General features: G+C 72.6%; 15 protein-coding genes. 6 read left to right on the forward strand and 9 right to left on the reverse strand.

Going from position 1 to position 15,263, the window contains the following annotated elements; genetic code table 11:
• Window positions 1-621: 621 nt before the first annotated feature.
• The 7 genes from E5082_RS25020 to E5082_RS25050 form a co-directional block, all read right to left on the reverse strand.
• Window positions 622-2,100 carry a glutamate-cysteine ligase family protein gene (locus E5082_RS25020; RefSeq protein WP_135793492.1) on the reverse strand — a complete coding sequence of 493 codons (1,479 nt, stop codon included), beginning with the start codon at window positions 2,098-2,100 and terminating at the stop codon, window positions 622-624.
• Between the two features lie 79 nt (window positions 2,101-2,179).
• The gene (locus E5082_RS25025; protein WP_135793493.1) at window positions 2,180-4,252 is read right to left on the reverse strand and encodes a SpoIIE family protein phosphatase; all 2,073 of its coding nucleotides are present in this window, start codon (window positions 4,250-4,252) and stop codon (window positions 2,180-2,182) included.
• A 114-nt stretch (window positions 4,253-4,366) separates the two neighbouring features.
• Entirely contained in the window at window positions 4,367-5,197 is an 831-nt protein-coding gene (locus tag E5082_RS25030; RefSeq protein ID WP_229918749.1) for a ribonuclease BN, read from the reverse strand.
• Window positions 5,194-5,763, reverse strand: coding sequence for a DUF488 domain-containing protein (locus E5082_RS25035; protein ID WP_135793494.1), 570 nt, complete (start codon window positions 5,761-5,763; stop codon window positions 5,194-5,196). The genes E5082_RS25030 and E5082_RS25035 overlap by 4 nt, the downstream gene beginning before the upstream one ends.
• 39 nt (window positions 5,764-5,802) lie before the next feature.
• A complete protein-coding gene (locus tag E5082_RS25040; protein WP_135793495.1) occupies window positions 5,803-6,663 on the reverse strand; it encodes a Rieske (2Fe-2S) protein in 861 nt (286 codons plus the stop codon).
• Window positions 6,664-6,815: 152 nt separating this feature from the next.
• Window positions 6,816-7,040 (reverse strand): hypothetical protein, encoded by a 225-nt coding sequence (locus E5082_RS25045; protein WP_135793496.1) that lies wholly within the window; start codon window positions 7,038-7,040, stop codon window positions 6,816-6,818.
• A gap of 60 nt (window positions 7,041-7,100) precedes the next feature.
• On the reverse strand, window positions 7,101-7,343 hold the full coding sequence (locus E5082_RS25050) for a hypothetical protein (RefSeq protein ID WP_135793497.1): 243 nt from the start codon (window positions 7,341-7,343) through the stop codon (window positions 7,101-7,103).
• A 379-nt stretch (window positions 7,344-7,722) separates the two neighbouring features.
• On the opposite strand from E5082_RS25050, the gene E5082_RS25055 reads away from it, so the two are divergent.
• From E5082_RS25055 to E5082_RS25080, 6 genes are all read left to right on the forward strand, one after another.
• Window positions 7,723-8,376, forward strand: coding sequence for a fasciclin domain-containing protein (locus tag E5082_RS25055; RefSeq protein WP_229918750.1), 654 nt, complete (start codon window positions 7,723-7,725; stop codon window positions 8,374-8,376).
• 97 nt (window positions 8,377-8,473) lie between these two features.
• The gene (locus tag E5082_RS25060) at window positions 8,474-9,730 is read left to right on the forward strand and encodes an NAD(P)/FAD-dependent oxidoreductase (RefSeq protein ID WP_135793498.1); all 1,257 of its coding nucleotides are present in this window, start codon (window positions 8,474-8,476) and stop codon (window positions 9,728-9,730) included.
• A complete protein-coding gene (locus tag E5082_RS25065; RefSeq protein ID WP_135793499.1) occupies window positions 9,724-10,455 on the forward strand; it encodes a DUF1365 domain-containing protein in 732 nt (243 codons plus the stop codon). Before E5082_RS25060 ends, E5082_RS25065 begins: the two co-directional genes overlap by 7 nt.
• A complete protein-coding gene (locus tag E5082_RS25070) occupies window positions 10,452-11,732 on the forward strand; it encodes an SAM-dependent methyltransferase (protein WP_135793500.1) in 1,281 nt (426 codons plus the stop codon). The genes E5082_RS25065 and E5082_RS25070 overlap by 4 nt, the downstream gene beginning before the upstream one ends.
• A complete protein-coding gene (locus E5082_RS25075) occupies window positions 11,729-13,033 on the forward strand; it encodes an SAM-dependent methyltransferase (protein WP_135793501.1) in 1,305 nt (434 codons plus the stop codon). Before E5082_RS25070 ends, E5082_RS25075 begins: the two co-directional genes overlap by 4 nt.
• Window positions 13,030-13,830, forward strand: a complete 801-nt coding sequence (locus E5082_RS25080) for a DUF1295 domain-containing protein (RefSeq protein WP_135793502.1) — start codon at window positions 13,030-13,032, stop codon at window positions 13,828-13,830. The genes E5082_RS25075 and E5082_RS25080 overlap by 4 nt, the downstream gene beginning before the upstream one ends.
• A 70-nt stretch (window positions 13,831-13,900) precedes the next feature.
• Here E5082_RS25080 and E5082_RS25085 read toward each other — a convergent pair whose 3' ends face one another.
• Window positions 13,901-14,650 (reverse strand): anti-sigma factor, encoded by a 750-nt coding sequence (locus E5082_RS25085; protein ID WP_135793503.1) that lies wholly within the window; start codon window positions 14,648-14,650, stop codon window positions 13,901-13,903.
• Window positions 14,647-15,231, reverse strand: a complete 585-nt coding sequence (locus E5082_RS25090) for a sigma-70 family RNA polymerase sigma factor (protein WP_086694527.1) — start codon at window positions 15,229-15,231, stop codon at window positions 14,647-14,649. The genes E5082_RS25085 and E5082_RS25090 overlap by 4 nt, the downstream gene beginning before the upstream one ends.
• Window positions 15,232-15,263 lie beyond the last annotated feature (32 nt).

Below are 15,263 nucleotides of genomic sequence, written 5' to 3' on the forward strand. Positions count from 1 at the left end.
TGGCTGCCTGCTCGTCGCTGCGACGTCCGGCCGAGGACGATGCGCCGGCCCTTGAGGGTGCCGAGGTCGAGCAGGCCGAGGACGCCGACAGCAGCGACCGAGCCGAACGCCGGTCAGGACCGCAAGATCAACTCGTTGCCCCTTTGGTGCGTACCTGGGGCACACTTCTTCCGGGTGCGGGGCGGAAGGCAGGTGCCGCGACACCCGTCTGAGGTGCGCGAGCGCTGGTCGGGCCGCGCAGAACCAGGGACTTTTCAGGGACTTTCAGCTCTGTCCCAGGGACTTTCCAGGGATTTTTCGCCGAGTAAGCGGGAAAAGGCCTGACAGCTTCGAAAGAGACAAAGCCCCAGGTCAGGGTTGGTTTCCTGTCGGTAGACAGAGCCTCGCAGGGCCGTGTCCCCGTGCAGTTCACGTGGGCTGGGCGAGGACGCGCGGATGTGGGCCTGGCAGGCGCCGTCAGAGTCCCCTGACGGCGGCGCCGCCGTGGGCGCTGGTCGCGGTGAACTCGCCCTTGAACAGCGCCACTTGCCGGCTTCGCCGCATTCTCCAGTACGTCTCGAACTGCTGAGCGCAGACCGGGACGACTCCCCGGGTGAACACCGTCGGACGCGACGCCTCGCCTCAGTCCACCGGCCAGGTGTGCACCGGGGCGTTGAGGTGCATGTAGTCCATGTACAGCTCCGTCATCCGGCGCAGCGCCTCATGCCGGCTCGTGTGCGTGGTGTCCTCCAGCTTGCGCACCATCTCCTTCTGCCACACCGCGCCGTTGCGGGCCGTGACACACCGCTGCTCGATGATGCCGAGCAGCGGCTCCCGCCACGCCGCGTCCATGCCGGACAGCTCCAGACCCCGGTGCGCCAGTGGCAGCAGCCGCCGCAACACCAGTTCCGGCACCGGCACCTCGCCCATGCCGGGCCAGTACAGCAGCGCCTCGATGCCGTGCCGGGCGGCGGTGTGCAGGTTCTCCTCCGCCGCCGAGAACGACATCCGCGACCACACCGGCCGGTCCTCCTCCACCAGGGCCCGCGTCAGCCCGTAGTAGAAGGCACCGTTGGCGAGGGTGTCCGCGACCGTCGGGCCCGCCGGCAGCACGCGGTTCTCCACCCGGACGTGCGGCCGCCCGTCGGCCACCGCGTACACCGGGCGGTTCCAGCGGTAGATGGTCCCGTTGTGCAGGGTCAGCTCGGCCAGCTCCGGGATGTCGCCCCGGTCCAGCGTCTCCGCCGGGTCCTGCTCGTCGCACAGCGGAAGCAGGGCCGGGAAGTAACGCAGGTTCTCCTCGAACAGGTCGAAGACGCTGGTGATCCACCGCTCCCCGAACCACACCCTCGGCCGCACCCCCTGGACCTTGATCTCCTCGGGCCGGGTGTCCGTCGCCTGCTCGAACAGCGGGATACGGGTCTCGTGCCACAGCTCCTTGCCGAACAGGAAGGGGGAGTTCGCCGCGAGTGCCACCTGCACTCCCGCGATGGCCTGCGCCGCGTTCCAGTAGCCCGCGAAGTCCTCGGGGGAGACCTGGAGGTGGAACTGGGTGCTGGTGCAGGCCGCCTCCGGGGTGATCGTGTCCGCGTAGGAGCGCAGCCGGTCCACGCCGTCCACCTCGAGGCGCAGATCCTCGCCCCGCGCCGCGAACACCTGGTCGTTGAGCAGGCGGTAGCGCGGGTTCTCCGACAGCGCGGCCACCCCGATGTCCGCCTGGCGCAGCGTGGGCAGGATGCCGACCATCACCAGCCGCGCGCCGACGGTACGGGCCCGGTCCTCGGCGTGGTTGAGCGCCGCCCGGATCTCCACCTCCCAGGCGTCCGGGCCACCCGCCGTCAGCCGGCGCGGCGGCACGTTGATCTCCAGGTTGAACCGGCCCAGCTCGGTCGCCCAGGAGGGGTCCGCGATGGCCTCCAGCACATCGCTGTTGCGCATCGCGGGCTCGGCGTCGGCGCCCACGAGGTTCAGCTCGATCTCCAGCCCGACCCGGGGCCGGTCGCTGTCGAACCGTGACTCGCGCAGCATCTGGGCGAACGCGTCGAGGCACTCCTGCATCTTGATGCGGTACCGGCGGCGGTCCTCGCGGGTGAAGACGAGCGCCGGGACGTCCCGTCCCATCGGCCCTCCTGGATTCCCTCCTCCAACACCTGTGTCCCCCAGCCTCGCATCACCCACCGCACCCCACCACGCGGCGGCGCTACGGGTGGTCGACCACCCGCGCGAGCAGCAGGGCCACGTCGTCGTGGTCGTCGGGGTGGCGCAGGCCGTGCACCAGCCGGTCGCAGACCTCCTCCAGCGAGGGGCCGGGCTCGCCCAGCAGGGACAGCAGCGTCTCCAGCCGGTCGTCGATGGCGTGCTGCCGGGTCTCCACCAGCCCGTCCGTGTACAGCACCAGCAGATCGCCGGGCTCCATCGGGACGGTGACCGCGTCGAACGGGACCCCGCCCACCCCGAGCGGCGCGGCGGGCGGCAGGTCCAGGAACTCTGGGGGCCGGCCGGGCCGGACCAGGGCGGGCGGCAGATGCCCGGCGTTGGCGACCGTGCACCGGTTGGTGGCGGGGTCGTAGACCGCGTACAGACAGGTGACGATGTAGTGCTCCAGGTCGCAGGTGATCCGGTCCAAATGGCGGAGCACCGCCCCCGGGGCCAGGTCCAGGTCGGCGTAGGCGCAGGTCGCGGTGCGCAGCCGGCCCATGGTGGCGGCCGCGTCGATGCCGTTGCCCATCACGTCGCCGACCACCAGGGCGGTCCGGTCGTCGGCCAGCGGGATGACGTCGTACCAGTCGCCGCCCACTTCACTGGTGGCCTGCGCGGGCTCGTAGCGGGAGGCCACCTCCAGGCCGGTGTGGCGGAGGGAGTGGTCGGGCAGCAGGCTGCGCTGGAGCGTGAGCGCGGTGTTGCGCACGCTCTGGAACCAGCGCGCGTTGTCGATCGCCACCCCGGCCCGGCCCGCTATCTCGGCCGCCAGCACCACGTCGTCCTCGTCGAACGGCAGCGGATTGCGGGTCCGCTTCAGGTCCAGCGCGCCCAGCACCTCGCCGTGCGCGATCAGCGGCACCGCCAGGTACGAGTGCACGCCCGCCTCCGCGAGCAGCGCCTCGCCGTCCGCGTCCCGTGCGATCCGCGGCAGGTCGGCGGCCTGCACGTGCGGGATCAGCACCGGGCGCCCGGTGTGCACGCACAGCGTCACCAGCCGGTCCCCGGCGTAGGCGGCCAGGTCGCCCGGCGGGTCGGCGGCGCGGGTCGCCACGGTCTGGTGGGCCGCCTTCAGGGCGAGCGCCCGGAACAGCTCGGGCCCTTGCTCCGGGCTGCGAGTCCGGCGGCAGGCCAGCGCCGAGTCCAGCACGTCCACCGCGACCACGTCAGCCAGCACCGGCGCCGCCACCTCGGCCAGCTCGCGGGCGGTGCGCTCCACCTCCAGGGTGGTGCCGATCCGCGCGGAGGCGTCCGCGATGACCGCCAGCCGTCTGCGCGCCCGGTCCGCCTCCGCGGCGGCCTGGTGCCGCTCGGTGACGTCCACGACGGAGGCGGCCGCGCCCAGTACCCGGCCGCTGGAGTCCTCCAGCCGGTAGAAGGACAGTGACCAGGCGTGCTGCTGTCCGGGATCATTGCGTGGCCGGCCCACGTGGTACTGGTCCAGCAGCGGCGTGCCGGTGGTGAGGACCTGGCGCAGCGCCGACTCCACGGTCTCCACATCCGTCAGCGGCAGCGTCTCGCGCAGGCTCCGGCCCACGTGCTCGGCGGCCGGCACGCCGTCGATCCGCTCCAGCGCCGGGTTGACCAGCAGATACTTCAGGTCCGGGTCCAGCAGGGCGAGCCCGATGGGGGACTGGTAGATCAGCCGCTCGCACAGCGCGAGGTCGGTCTCCACCCGTTGGAGCAGGGCCCGGTCGGCGGCGATGCCGAGCGCGTACACATCGCCCTCGTCGTCGAGCAGCCGCATGGTGCGGAACTCGGTCAGCCGGCTGGAGCCGTCCTTGTGCAGCACCGGGAAGGCGCCCGCCCAGCCCTGGCCGGTGGCCAGCACCTCGCTGAACAGCCGTACCGCCGACTTGATCCGGCCCGGCGAGACGAGCAGCCGGCCCGCCTCGGAACCGAGCGCCTCCTCGGCGGAGTAGCCGAAGAGATCCTCCGCCTGCGGGGTCCAGAAGACGATGCGCCCCGCCGTGTCCAAGACGACCGCGGCCACACTCAGCAGGTCGAGCAGCCCCGTCGGCCGGGGGTCCTCGGCATCGTGCTCCTCGTCCGACTGGAAGGAGTCCACTGCCATCCCGCCACCTCCACCCAACCGGTACGGGCGTCGCCCCACAGCTCGGGACCGGTACCCCTCCATGCTCCCCCCGCCGCCCGCTCACGCCCACCGCAGAGCCCGGCCGCCCCCCCCTCAGCCGCCCTCCTCGCGCCTCTCGCGTCCGTCATCGTCATCGTCATCGTGCGACGGCACCCAGTGATGCTCGGTGAACCAGCGGCCGAACAGCGCGCCCCCGTACACCACGAACCCCACGCCGATCAGCCAGGACGACACCACCAGCACGGTGCCGACCGCCCCATAGCTCAGCGCGTTGGTCACGATCAGCGGGGTGAAGACCAGCGTGGAGAAGGCGCGCAGCCCGGCCAGGCCCACCACGCTGGCGATCGCGCCCGGCAGCAGTTCACGCCAGCGGACCTGGCCGCCCAGCAGGAACCACGGCCCCCACCAGAAGAAGAACAGCGTGGTCACCGTGGTCAGGAAGGTCCGGGAGAACCCCTCCACGGTCGTCCCGGTCTGCACCTCCTGGTACAGGTACGCCATCAGTACCAGCAACCAGGTCGCCTGCCGCCACACCCGGTGCCAGCGCCCGGCGGGCAGCCCCCAGATGCGCTCGAACGCGTTCTGCACACTGCCGCCGAAGGACACCCCGAACACCGCGAGCATCAGGATGCTCCACGCGCTGGTGGTGCCGATGACCTCGCGCGGGGGGCTGAACACCTCGTTGAGCAGCTTCGCGGAACGGCCCGACAGCCCCATGCCGTCCGACAGCCAGGAGGGGAAGCCGCCGCGCACCAAGGGGTCGGCGGCGGCGACCACGATCAGCAGCGGGGCCAGGGTCACCAGTGCGAGGGTGGCGAACCCCATGGCCCGGTGCAGCAGTTCCAGCTCCTTGCCGCGCCGGATCAGCTTGTGCAGGGCGAGCCACTCCCAGACCCGCTCCAGGCGGCCCGTGCCCCGGCTCACGGTCCCGCCTCGTCGGACCCCTCGCACCCGTCGGACTCCCCGGACGGTGGCGGGTAGGTGAGGCGCCCGTCCTCGACGTGCGCGTTCTCGTTCAGCGACGCCGGCTTGGTGCTCGTCGCCGACATGATGTGGTCAACGTCCGCGCCCGCCGCCAGCAGCGCGTCCGTGATGAGCCTGCGGTGGCAGCGCCAGGGCACCGCCTCGCTGCACATGATGGCGGGCCGGCCGTGCTCGGCCAGTTCCAGGAGTTCGTCCAGACCCTCCCGGAACTCGTCCGTGGCCATGTGGTCGGCGTAGTCCCGGAAAGCCTTCACCCGCCAGGCGCCGTTGGGACTGGGCACGTCCCTGGGCGTGTGCCGCCGTCCGCCCAGTTGCGGAATCCAGCGGTACTCGATGCCGGGCGGCAGCGCCTCCTCGATGGCCGACCGGTTCCACTGCGGGAACTTCCGCGAGGAGGGGAACGAGCGCACGTCGACCAGATGGGTGATGCCGTGGTTCCGCAGCATCGTCACCAGCTCGTCGAAGTCACGCGTGGAGTGTCCCACCGTGCGGATGCGGTTCGTCATCCCGGCGCCCGCCTCACCCGACCCGCCCGTGCCGCCGGTTCAGGCGTTCGCGGCCCGCACGAGCACCCGATCCTGGGAGATCTTCACGTCCCAGTCCGGCTGCGGGACCGTCGCCGGACCCCGCGTCACCTCGCCGTCGGAGAGCCGGAACGCGCTGCCGTGCCAGGGGCAGTGCAGGCAGCCGTCCGCGTCGACCTTGCCCTCGTCCAGCGGGCCGCCGGCGTGCGTGCAGGTCGCCGAGAGGGCGTTCACCGTGCCGCCGTGCCGCACCAGCACCACCGGCACACCGCCCGCGTCGACCCGCAGCGGCTTGTCCTCCTCCAGCGCGGTCAGCGCCGCGACGTCCGTCCATTCGCCGGTCGGCTCCTCGAACGCCGTGTGGTTGACGCCGACGCCGTTCACATACGACAGGTGCCCGCCCAGGTAGGCCGAGGCGCCGGTCAGGCCGAGGCCCACCCCGCTCAGCACCACACCGGCGCGCCGACGGCCGGTCAGCCGGGCCACCCAGGACGCGGCCTGGAGCACGGTCGCCGCGCTGTTGAGCAGACCGTGCACCAGGCCGACCCGCTGGGGGCCGCCGAAGGTGTCGGCCCAGTCGGACGCGCCGCTCGCGGCCGTCGGCACCACGGCGAGCAGGCCGAAGCCGACGAGTTTGCGCGCCGCCACGGCGCCGCGCTCGCCCGCCGTCAGGTCCAGCACGGTGGCCATGCCCCAGGCACCGATGGGCACATCGGTCAGCACCGGGTGCAGCGCGTGGCCCAGCCAGGTACCGGAGAGCGCGTTCTTGACGCCGGTCGGCTGCGTCACCTTGTTCACCAGCTCGGCGGCCGGACCGGTGAGGGCGTCGAGCGCGGTGCGGCCCTCGATGTCCTGGATGACGTGCTCGATCTGCTTGGGCATGACACTCGCTCCTCGTAGCGTTCGGACCTGACGGGCCGGTGTCCCGACGGTGCTCCGGCTCGCGCTCTCATCTGGGTCAGGCTGTCTCTGCCCGAGCAATCCGGGCCGCCGGTACGGCAGTTCGCCGCCGGTGAGGGGCCGGGTTCCCCTGTTCAGCGGGGCCACTCCCGTGGACCCGCGCCCTGCCACTCGACCCACTCCGCGCCGACGACGTCCGCCTCCTCCACCGAGGCCAGGCCCTCGGGCCCGGCCCGGCGCAGGAACTCCACGACGTCCAGCACGGTGTAGGCCATGCCGACGAACCGGTCACCGACGCGCACCCGCCTGCCGCCGTCCGGGGCGGGCGGGTAGATCACGACGGGTGTCTCCGGGGTCATGTCCCGAGCGTGGCCCAGGACCGCGGCCGCCGCATGCCGGAGTGCTCCGGGACGGGGGCGCTACTCGACCGCCGGGTCCTCCTGGGCGTGCCGTACCGCTTCCTGGACCGACCGCTCCAGCGCGCCGCGGTCCTCGCCGGTCGCGGCCGACCGGTCGGCGATGGCCGCGCGCACGGCGTCGTACGCCGTGCGCCAGCGGCGCCGCTGGGCGTCGTACTCGCTCCCGGTGAGACCGGCCAGCTTGGCCCGTTCCACCTCGGCGGACCGCTCCAGGGCGATGAGGCTGTCGGGAATGTCTGCCACGTGGGGATCGTAAGCGCGGCGGGCCGCGGGCGCCTCCCAGGTCCCCGGAGCGGGGATTCATGTCCGGGGCCGGAGGCTCGCCGGATGGGTCTCGATCTTTATTTCACCTGATCGGGGGAGTGACCAATCCGCTCCGGCGGCAGATCCGGATTCCCGGTGTGAGGGATGAAGAGCGGGACCACCGATCGCCGGCCGATCCGGCGCGCTTCGCACTGGGCGCGCCGGGCGGACCGCTCTTCGGAGGAGTCGGGGCGCCGACTGCCACGAGCCGCCCCGACTCCACCGGCGCCGCATGTTTCCCCTCCGCCCCGAATCGGCTTTTCCCGCTACGACCCTCGGCGCGGCCCCCGTCGCACGCCACTCAGGAGATGACGCAGAGATGATGACCACCACCCGTACCCGCCGTGCCGCCGTCACCCTCGCCGCCGCCGCGGTGCTGCCCCTCGCCCTGAGCGCCTGCTCCTCCAGCGATGCCAAGGACAGCGGGAAGTCCGACTCGTCGGCGGCCGCCGCCTCCTCGCCCGAGGCGAGCGAGAGCATGGGTGGCGCCTCCATGGACCAGCCGTTCGGCCCGGCCTGTTCCTCGGTGCCGAAGAGCGGCGCGGGTTCCTTCGACGGCATGGCCAAGGACCCGGTGGCCACGGCCGCCTCGAACAACCCGGCGCTGTCCACGCTGGTCGCCGCGGTCAAGAAGGCCGGTCTGGTCGACACCCTCAACAACGCGCAGAACATCACGGTCTTCGCGCCCACCAACGACGCCTTCAGCAAGATCCCGAAGGCCACGCTGGACAAGGTCCTCGCCGACAAGGCCCAGCTCACCAAGATCCTGACCTACCACGTCGTCGGCCAGAAGCTCGCGCCGGAGGACCTGGAGAACGGCTCCTTCGACACGCTGGAGAAGTCGAAGGTCACGACCTCCGGCATGGGCGAGTCGTACACCGTCAACGATTCCTCGAAGGTCGTCTGCGGCAATGTGAAGACCGCCAACGCCCACGTGTACATCATCGACACCGTCCTGATGCCCAAGAGCTGACCCACCCGGCAGCGCCCGCCCGCTCCGGGGTCACCGGAGCGGGCGGGCGCGCAGCCCTTTCCCCCTTGCCGCCCCACTCCCTCGAAGGGAAAGCACGATGCGCCGAACCGCCGTCGTGGGCAGCGGAGTCGCCGGACTCACCGCCGCCCATGTGCTGCGCCGGGCCCACCACATCACCCTGTACGAGGCGGACGACCGCCTCGGCGGCCACGCCCACACGCACGACCTCATGGCCCCGGACGGCCGCATCCACCGGGTCGACTCCGGCTTCATCGTGCACAACCGGCGCACCTACCCGAACCTGCTCCGCCTCTTCCGCGAACTCGGCGTAGCCACGCAGGAGTCGGAGATGAGCATGTCGGTGCGGTGCGAAGGCTGCGGCCTGGAGTACGCCGGTGCGCGCGGCGCCCGCGGCCTGCTCGCCCAGCCCCGCAACCTGCTGCGCGCCCCCTACCTGCGCATGCTCGCCGAGGTCCCCGCCTTCCACCGGGCCGCCCGCGCCCTGCTGCAGCACGGCGGCCGCTCCACGCTCACGCTGGGCCAGTTCATGGACCGGGCGGGCTTCTCCCCGTACTTCCGGGCCCATTTCATGACCCCGCTGGTGTCCTGCGTCTGGTCCTGCGACGCCGAGACCGCGCAGCACTACCCGGCCGCCTACCTCTTCCGCTTCCTCGACCACCACGGCATGCTCTCCGTCACCGGATCGCCCGTGTGGCGCACCGTGACCGGCGGTTCACGCAGCTACGTCGACCGGGTCGCGGCCGAGGTGCAGGAGGTCCGCACCAGCGCCCCGGTCCGCACCATCCTGCGCCACGCCGACGGCGTCGACATCACCACGGGGGACGGCACCACCGACTCCTACGACCACGTCGTCGTCGCCGTCCACCCCGACCAGGCGCTCCGGCTGCTCGGGGACGCCTCCGCCGACGAGAAGGAGGTGCTGGGCGCCTTCCGCTACTCCCACAACACCACCCTGCTGCACACCGACGTAGCCCTGCTGCCCCGGGCGCCGGGCGCCCGTGCCTCCTGGAACTACCTCATGCCGAACTGCGCGGCGGGCTCGGACCGGGTACGCGTCACCTACGACATGAACCGGCTCCAGCGTCTGGACGCCTCCCGGCGCTACCTCGTCACCCTCGGCGGCGAGGACCGCGTCGACTCCTCGCGCGTGCTGGCCCGGATGAACTACGAACACCCCGTCTACACCCCTGAGTCGGTGGCGGCCCAGCAGCGGCTGCCCGAACTCGCCACTGCCGTCACCGCGTTCGCCGGCGCCTACCACGGCTGGGGGTTCCACGAGGACGGCTGTCGCAGCGGGGTCGCGGCCGCGAAGGCGCTGGGGGTGACCTGGTGACCACGCCCGCCCTCTACCCGTGCGTGGTCCGGCACACCCGGCGTGCGCCCGTCCACCACGCCCTGCGCCACCGCACCTACATGTGGCTCGTGGACACCGACCACATACCGGAACTGCCCCGGCTGCTCCGCCCGTTGGCAAGGTTCCGGGCCCGCGACCACTTCACCGGCCGCGCCCTCTCGATCCGGGCCGCGCTCGACGGTTTCCTCGCCGAGCACGGCATCGATCTCGAAGGGGGCCGCGTCGTGATGCTCACCCACGCGCGCGTCCTCGGCCACGTCTTCAACCCCCTCACCCTCTACTGGTGCCACGACCCGGACGGCCGCCCCCGCTGTGTGGTGGCCGAGGTCCACAACACCTACGGCGGCCGCCACGCCTACCTGCTGCACACCGACGCGGCAGGCAGGGCTGACGTGGACAAGGAGTTCTACGTCTCGCCCTTCTATCCGGTGGACGGCCGCTACCACATGCGGCTCCCGCTGCCCGGCGAACGCCTCCAGCTCTCCCTGCGGCTGGACCGGCCGGGCAGCCCGCCCTTCACCGCCGCCGTCCACGGCACCCGCCGTCCCGCCACACCGGGGGCGCTGCTCCGGCTCTCCCTGCGCCACCCCTGGTCGACCCTCGCGGTGTCGGCCGCCATCCGTTTCCACGGCATCCGCCTGTTCCTCAGGGGCCTGCCGGTGCAGCCGCGCCAGGTCCGCCACGACCCGGAGAACGCGACATGACCACAGCCCACCCCCGCCCCACGACCAGGACCGGCGCGGCAGCGGTCCCGGCCCCGGTGGACGCCGGCCGCTGGCCCGACGTGGCCGCCGTGCCCAAGGCGTCCCGGCCGGTGCGTACCGTCGCCGCCGCCGTCGTACGGCACGCCCTGCGCGGGCTGCCGCTCCGGGTACGGTTTCCCGACGGCACCGTCCTGGGCCAGGGCGGACCGCTCATAGAGGTGCGGGACGCGGACGCCTTCCACGCCCGCATCGGCACGACGGGCCTGATCGGGTTCGGCGAGTCGTACATGGCGGGGGAGTGGGACGCCCCCGACCTGGTCGGCGCGCTCACCGTGCTCGCCTCCCACGCCGCCGACCTCGTCCCCGCCCCGCTGCAACGGCTGCGCCGCCTGTGGGCGCTGCGCCAGCCCGCCGCCCAGCGCAACACCCGGACCGGCGCCCGCGACAACATCAGCCGTCACTACGACCTTTCCAACGATCTCTTCGCGCTCTTCCTGGACGACACCCTCACCTATTCCTCCGCCGTCTTCCGCGGCTTCCCCGCCGAGCACGCCCTGCTCCCCGCCGCCCAGCACCGCAAGATCGACCGGCTGCTGGACCTCGCGGAGGTGGGCGAGGGCACCCGGCTGCTGGAGATCGGCACCGGCTGGGGCGAACTCGCCCTGCGCGCCGCCGCCCGCGGCGCCCACGTCACCTCGCTGACCCTCTCCCGCGAGCAGCGCGACCTCGCCCGGCGGCGCGTGCACCAGGCGGGCCTCGCCGACCGGGTCGCCATCGAACTGTGCGACTACCGCGAGGCCGAGGGCACCTACGACGCCATCGTCAGCGTGGAGATGATCGAGGCGGTCGGCGCCGAGTTCTGGCCCGTGTACTTCCGCACCCTCGACGAGCGCCTCGCCCCCGGCGGCCGGGTCGCCCTGCAGGCCATCACCATGCCGCACGACCGGATGCTCGCCTCCCGGGACACCCACACCTGGATTCAGAAGTACATCTTCCCCGGCGGCCTGCTGCCCTCCGTCGAAGCCGTCGACCAGACCGTGCGGGAGCACACCCGGCTCGCCGTCACCCGGCGCGACGCCTTCGGCGCGCACTATGCCGAAACCCTCCGGCTGTGGCGCGAACGGTTCACCGAGCGCGCCGAGGACGTCGAAGACCTCGGCTTCGACCATGTCTTCCGCCGCCTGTGGACCTTCTACCTCGCCTACTCCGAGGCCGGATTCCGCTCCGGCTACCTCGACGTCCAGCAGTACCTGCTCACCAAGGAGCCCACTCGATGACCGACCTCCGCACCCCCGTCCGGACCGGCGCCGCACACCGGCTGGCCGTGCTCGTCGAAGACGCGCTCGGGGCCCCGCTGCCGGTCCGGCTGCGCGCGTGGGACGGAAGCGAGACCGGCCCGTCCGACGCCCCCGTCGTCGTCCTGAGCTCCCGCCGGGCGCTGCGCCGCCTGCTCTGGCAGCCCGGCGAACTCGGCCTGGCCCAGGCGTACATCACCGGTGAACTCGATGTGGAGGGCGACCTCGCCGAGGGGCTGCGCGCCGCCTGGACCTCCGCGCGCGAGCGGGGCGCGCACACCCCCCGGCTCACCCTGGCGGACTGGGCCCGCGCGGTCGGGGAGGCCGCGCGGCTCGGCGTCGTCGGGCCCCGCCTGCCCGCACCCGCGACCGAGGCCCGGCTGCGCGGCGACCGGCACACCAAGGCCCGCGACCGGGCCGCGATCAGCCACCACTACGACCTGTCCAACGACTTCTACCGCCTCCTCCTCGACGACACCATGGCCTACTCCTGCGGCTACTGGACCGCCGAGGACATGGACCCCGCCGACGCCCAGCGCGCCAAGCTGGAGCTGATCTGCCGCAAGCTCGGCCTCACCGCCGGCTCCCGGCTGCTCGACATCGGCTGCGGCTGGGGCTCGCTCACCCTGTACGCCGCCGGGCGGCACAAGGCCCGGGTCACCGCCGTCACGCTGGCCCGCGAACAGGCCGCCCACGTCCGCGAGCAGGTCCGCGAGCGCGGTCTCGAGCACCTCGTGGAGGTGGTGTGCCAGGACTACCGGGACATCACCGGCTCCGCCTACGACGCGGTCGCCACCGTCGAGATGGGGGAGCACGTCGGGGACGAGGAGTATCCCGCCTTCGCCGCCGCCCTGCACCGCATGGTGCGCCCCGAGGGCCGGGTGCTGGTGCAGCAGATGTCGCGGGGCGCCAACGCGCCGGGCGGCGGCGCGTTCATCGAGGCGTACATCGCGCCCGACATGCACATGCGGCCCCTCGGCGACACCGTCGCCCTCCTGGAGGCGGCAGGTCTGGAGGTGCGGTCGACGGAGTCGATGCGCGAGCACTACGTGCGCACCGTCGCCGCCTGGCACCGGACGCTGGAACGCCGCTGGGACGAGGTCGTCGCCCTGGTCGGCACCGAGACCGCCCGTGTATGGCGGCTGTACCTGGTCGGTGGCGCGCTCGCCTTCGAGGAGGGGCGGATGGGCGTCGACCAGATCCTCTCCGTACGCCGTGACCGCAAGGGCGCCAGCGGGCTCGACCTCTCCGAGGCCGCCGACTGGTACCGGGACCTGGTGTGAGCGGCTTCGCCTGGGGCGCCTTCGCCGCGAACCTCGGCTGGGCGGCGCTCACCGCGCTCGGCGTCATGGTGATCACCTTCGCCGTCGCCGTACGCAAGGGCATGCACCGGATCGTGGACATCGCCTGGGGCGCCGCCTTCGCCGCGGTCGCCCTGGCCACCTTCGGCGCGTCGGCGGGCGAGGGAGACCTCGCCCGCCGGGCCCTCGTCACCGCCCTCACCGTCGTCTGGGGCCTGCGGCTCGCCGTCCACATCGGGCGGCGCGGCCGGGGTCACGGCGAGGACCCGCGCTACGAGGAGCTGCTCGACAAGGGGTCCGGCAACCGGAACCTGTACGCCTTCCGCATGATCTACCTGCTCCAGGGCGCCCTCGTCTGGCTGGTCTCCCTGCCGGTGCAGGCCGCCCAGTACGCGACCCGCCCGGTCTCGGTGCTCGCCTGGCTGGGGACGGCCCTGTGGGCGGTCGGCATCTTCTTCGAGGCCGTCGGCGACGCCCAGAAGGCCCGCTTCAAGGCCGACCCCGCCAACGAAGGCCGCATCATGGACCGGGGTCTGTGGCGCTACACCCGGCACCCCAACTACTTCGGCGACTTCTGCGTCTGGTGGGGCCTGTTCCTCATCGCCTGCGACGGCGGACCCGCACCCGCCGTCGTCTCGTTCCTCTCACCGCTGGTGATGAGCTATCTGCTGATCAACGGCAGTGGCAAGCGTCTGCTGGAGCGCCGTATGGCCGGCCGCCCCGGCTGGGCGGAGTACGCCTCCCGCACCAGCGGCTTCTTCCCACTGCCCCCGCGCTGACACCGGTCCACGAAGGAGGGGAGCCCCGGCTCACCGGGGCTCCCCTCCTGTCCTTTCGCAGCGTCTCCGGCTACGACGGCATGCTCAGCACCGTCACCGGGGCGCTGGTCGGCTTGGCCGAGCCGCCCGCCGGTTCCACCGTCACGCCGACGCCCGAGGCGCCGTCCACCGGGCCCTTCAACAGCACCGACTGGCTGGCGCGTGCCGGGTCCATCAGGCCGGCGTCGCGCATCGTGCCGCCGTCGTCGAACCAGAGCTGGTACACCTTGCCCTTCGGGGGCTCGGGCATCTTTGACGACACGAACACCGCCCGGTCACGCTGGGCGGAGACCACCACCGTGCCGGTGCCGCCGGCCACTCTCACCGTGCGTGACTTGGCGTCCGGCGCGGCCAGCACCCCGGCCAGGTCGGACGCCTGCCGCTCCGCTCGCGCCGCCCGCTGCTGGGCGTCCTGGGCGCGGTCGTACTGCCACACCGCCGTGCCGCCGAACACGGCCGCCGCCGCCACGCACGCGGCGAGCGCCCAGCGGGCCGGGGCCGCGCCGAGCGCCTTGCTCCGGCGCACCCGCTCCACCGGGGTGGTGCCGGGCGTGAGCTGGCGCACCGAGCCGACGCGGTGCAGCACCTCCTCCCGCATCGCCGGGCGCACCGGCACGGTCGAAGCCAGCGCCAGCCGGGCCGCGGCCGCCTCGAACTCCTCCACCTCGCGGGCGCAGGACGGACAGCCGGCGAGATGGCGCTCGAAGCCGGCGCGTTCGTCGTCGGGCAGCGCGTGCAGCGCGTAGGCGCCCGTCAGCGTGTGCGGATCGGTCATGGTCACGCGGTCACCCCCAGGCAGTCGCGCAGCCGGATGAGGCCGTCGCGCAGTCGTGTCTTGACGGTGCCGAGCGGCAGCGCGAGCGCCTCCGCGACCTCCCGATAGGTCAGCCCCCGGTAATAGGCGAGCGTCACCGACTGCCGCTGGAGGTCGGTCAGCGTGCGCAGACAGCGCCGCACCTGCTCCTGCTCCAGCCGGGACTCCACCTGTTCGGTCACCTCGTCGTACTCCGGCGTACGGTCCAGCAGCGCCGCCTTGGTGTCACGGGCGGCGGCCGCCTCCACCGAGCGGACGCGGTCGACCGCGCGCCGGTGCGCGAGCGTCAGAATCCAGTTGATCGCGGTTCCCCGGTCGGGCCGGTAGCGCGGAGCCGTGCGCCACACCTCCACCAGCACGTCCTGGGCCACCTCCTCCGACTGGGCCAGGTCGCGCAGGACCGCCCGGACGACCCCGAGCACCGGGCCGGCCACGGTGTCGTAGACCGAGGCGAACGCCTCCTGATCACCGAGGGCCACCTCGTGCAGCAACTGCTGCAAGTCCGGTTCCGCTGCCGGGTTCCTGCCGATGTAGACGGCTTCCTTCACAACTGTCCTCTCCCACGTTGCGCCGGGGCGGC

The sequence above is a fragment of the Streptomyces griseoluteus genome (genome assembly GCF_004784465.1).
GTDB lineage: Bacteria > Actinomycetota > Actinomycetes > Streptomycetales > Streptomycetaceae > Streptomyces > Streptomyces griseoluteus.

What these genes read in the sequence shown, in the direction of transcription:
- E5082_RS25070 (WP_135793500.1), top strand. Translation starts at nt 10,452, where the DNA reads ATGACCACAGCCCACCCCCGCCCCACGACCAGGACCGGCGCGGCAGCG.
- E5082_RS25035 (WP_135793494.1), bottom strand. Translation starts at nt 5,763, where the DNA reads ATGACGAACCGCATCCGCACGGTGGGACACTCCACGCGTGACTTCGAC.
- E5082_RS25075 (WP_135793501.1), top strand. Translation starts at nt 11,729, where the DNA reads ATGACCGACCTCCGCACCCCCGTCCGGACCGGCGCCGCACACCGGCTG.
- E5082_RS25025 (WP_135793493.1), bottom strand. Translation starts at nt 4,252, where the DNA reads ATGGCAGTGGACTCCTTCCAGTCGGACGAGGAGCACGATGCCGAGGAC.
- E5082_RS25045 (WP_135793496.1), bottom strand. Translation starts at nt 7,040, where the DNA reads ATGACCCCGGAGACACCCGTCGTGATCTACCCGCCCGCCCCGGACGGC.
- E5082_RS25055 (WP_229918750.1), top strand. Translation starts at nt 7,723, where the DNA reads ATGATGACCACCACCCGTACCCGCCGTGCCGCCGTCACCCTCGCCGCC.
- E5082_RS25020 (WP_135793492.1), bottom strand. Translation starts at nt 2,100, where the DNA reads ATGGGACGGGACGTCCCGGCGCTCGTCTTCACCCGCGAGGACCGCCGC.
- E5082_RS25040 (WP_135793495.1), bottom strand. Translation starts at nt 6,663, where the DNA reads ATGCCCAAGCAGATCGAGCACGTCATCCAGGACATCGAGGGCCGCACC.
- E5082_RS25060 (WP_135793498.1), top strand. Translation starts at nt 8,474, where the DNA reads ATGCGCCGAACCGCCGTCGTGGGCAGCGGAGTCGCCGGACTCACCGCC.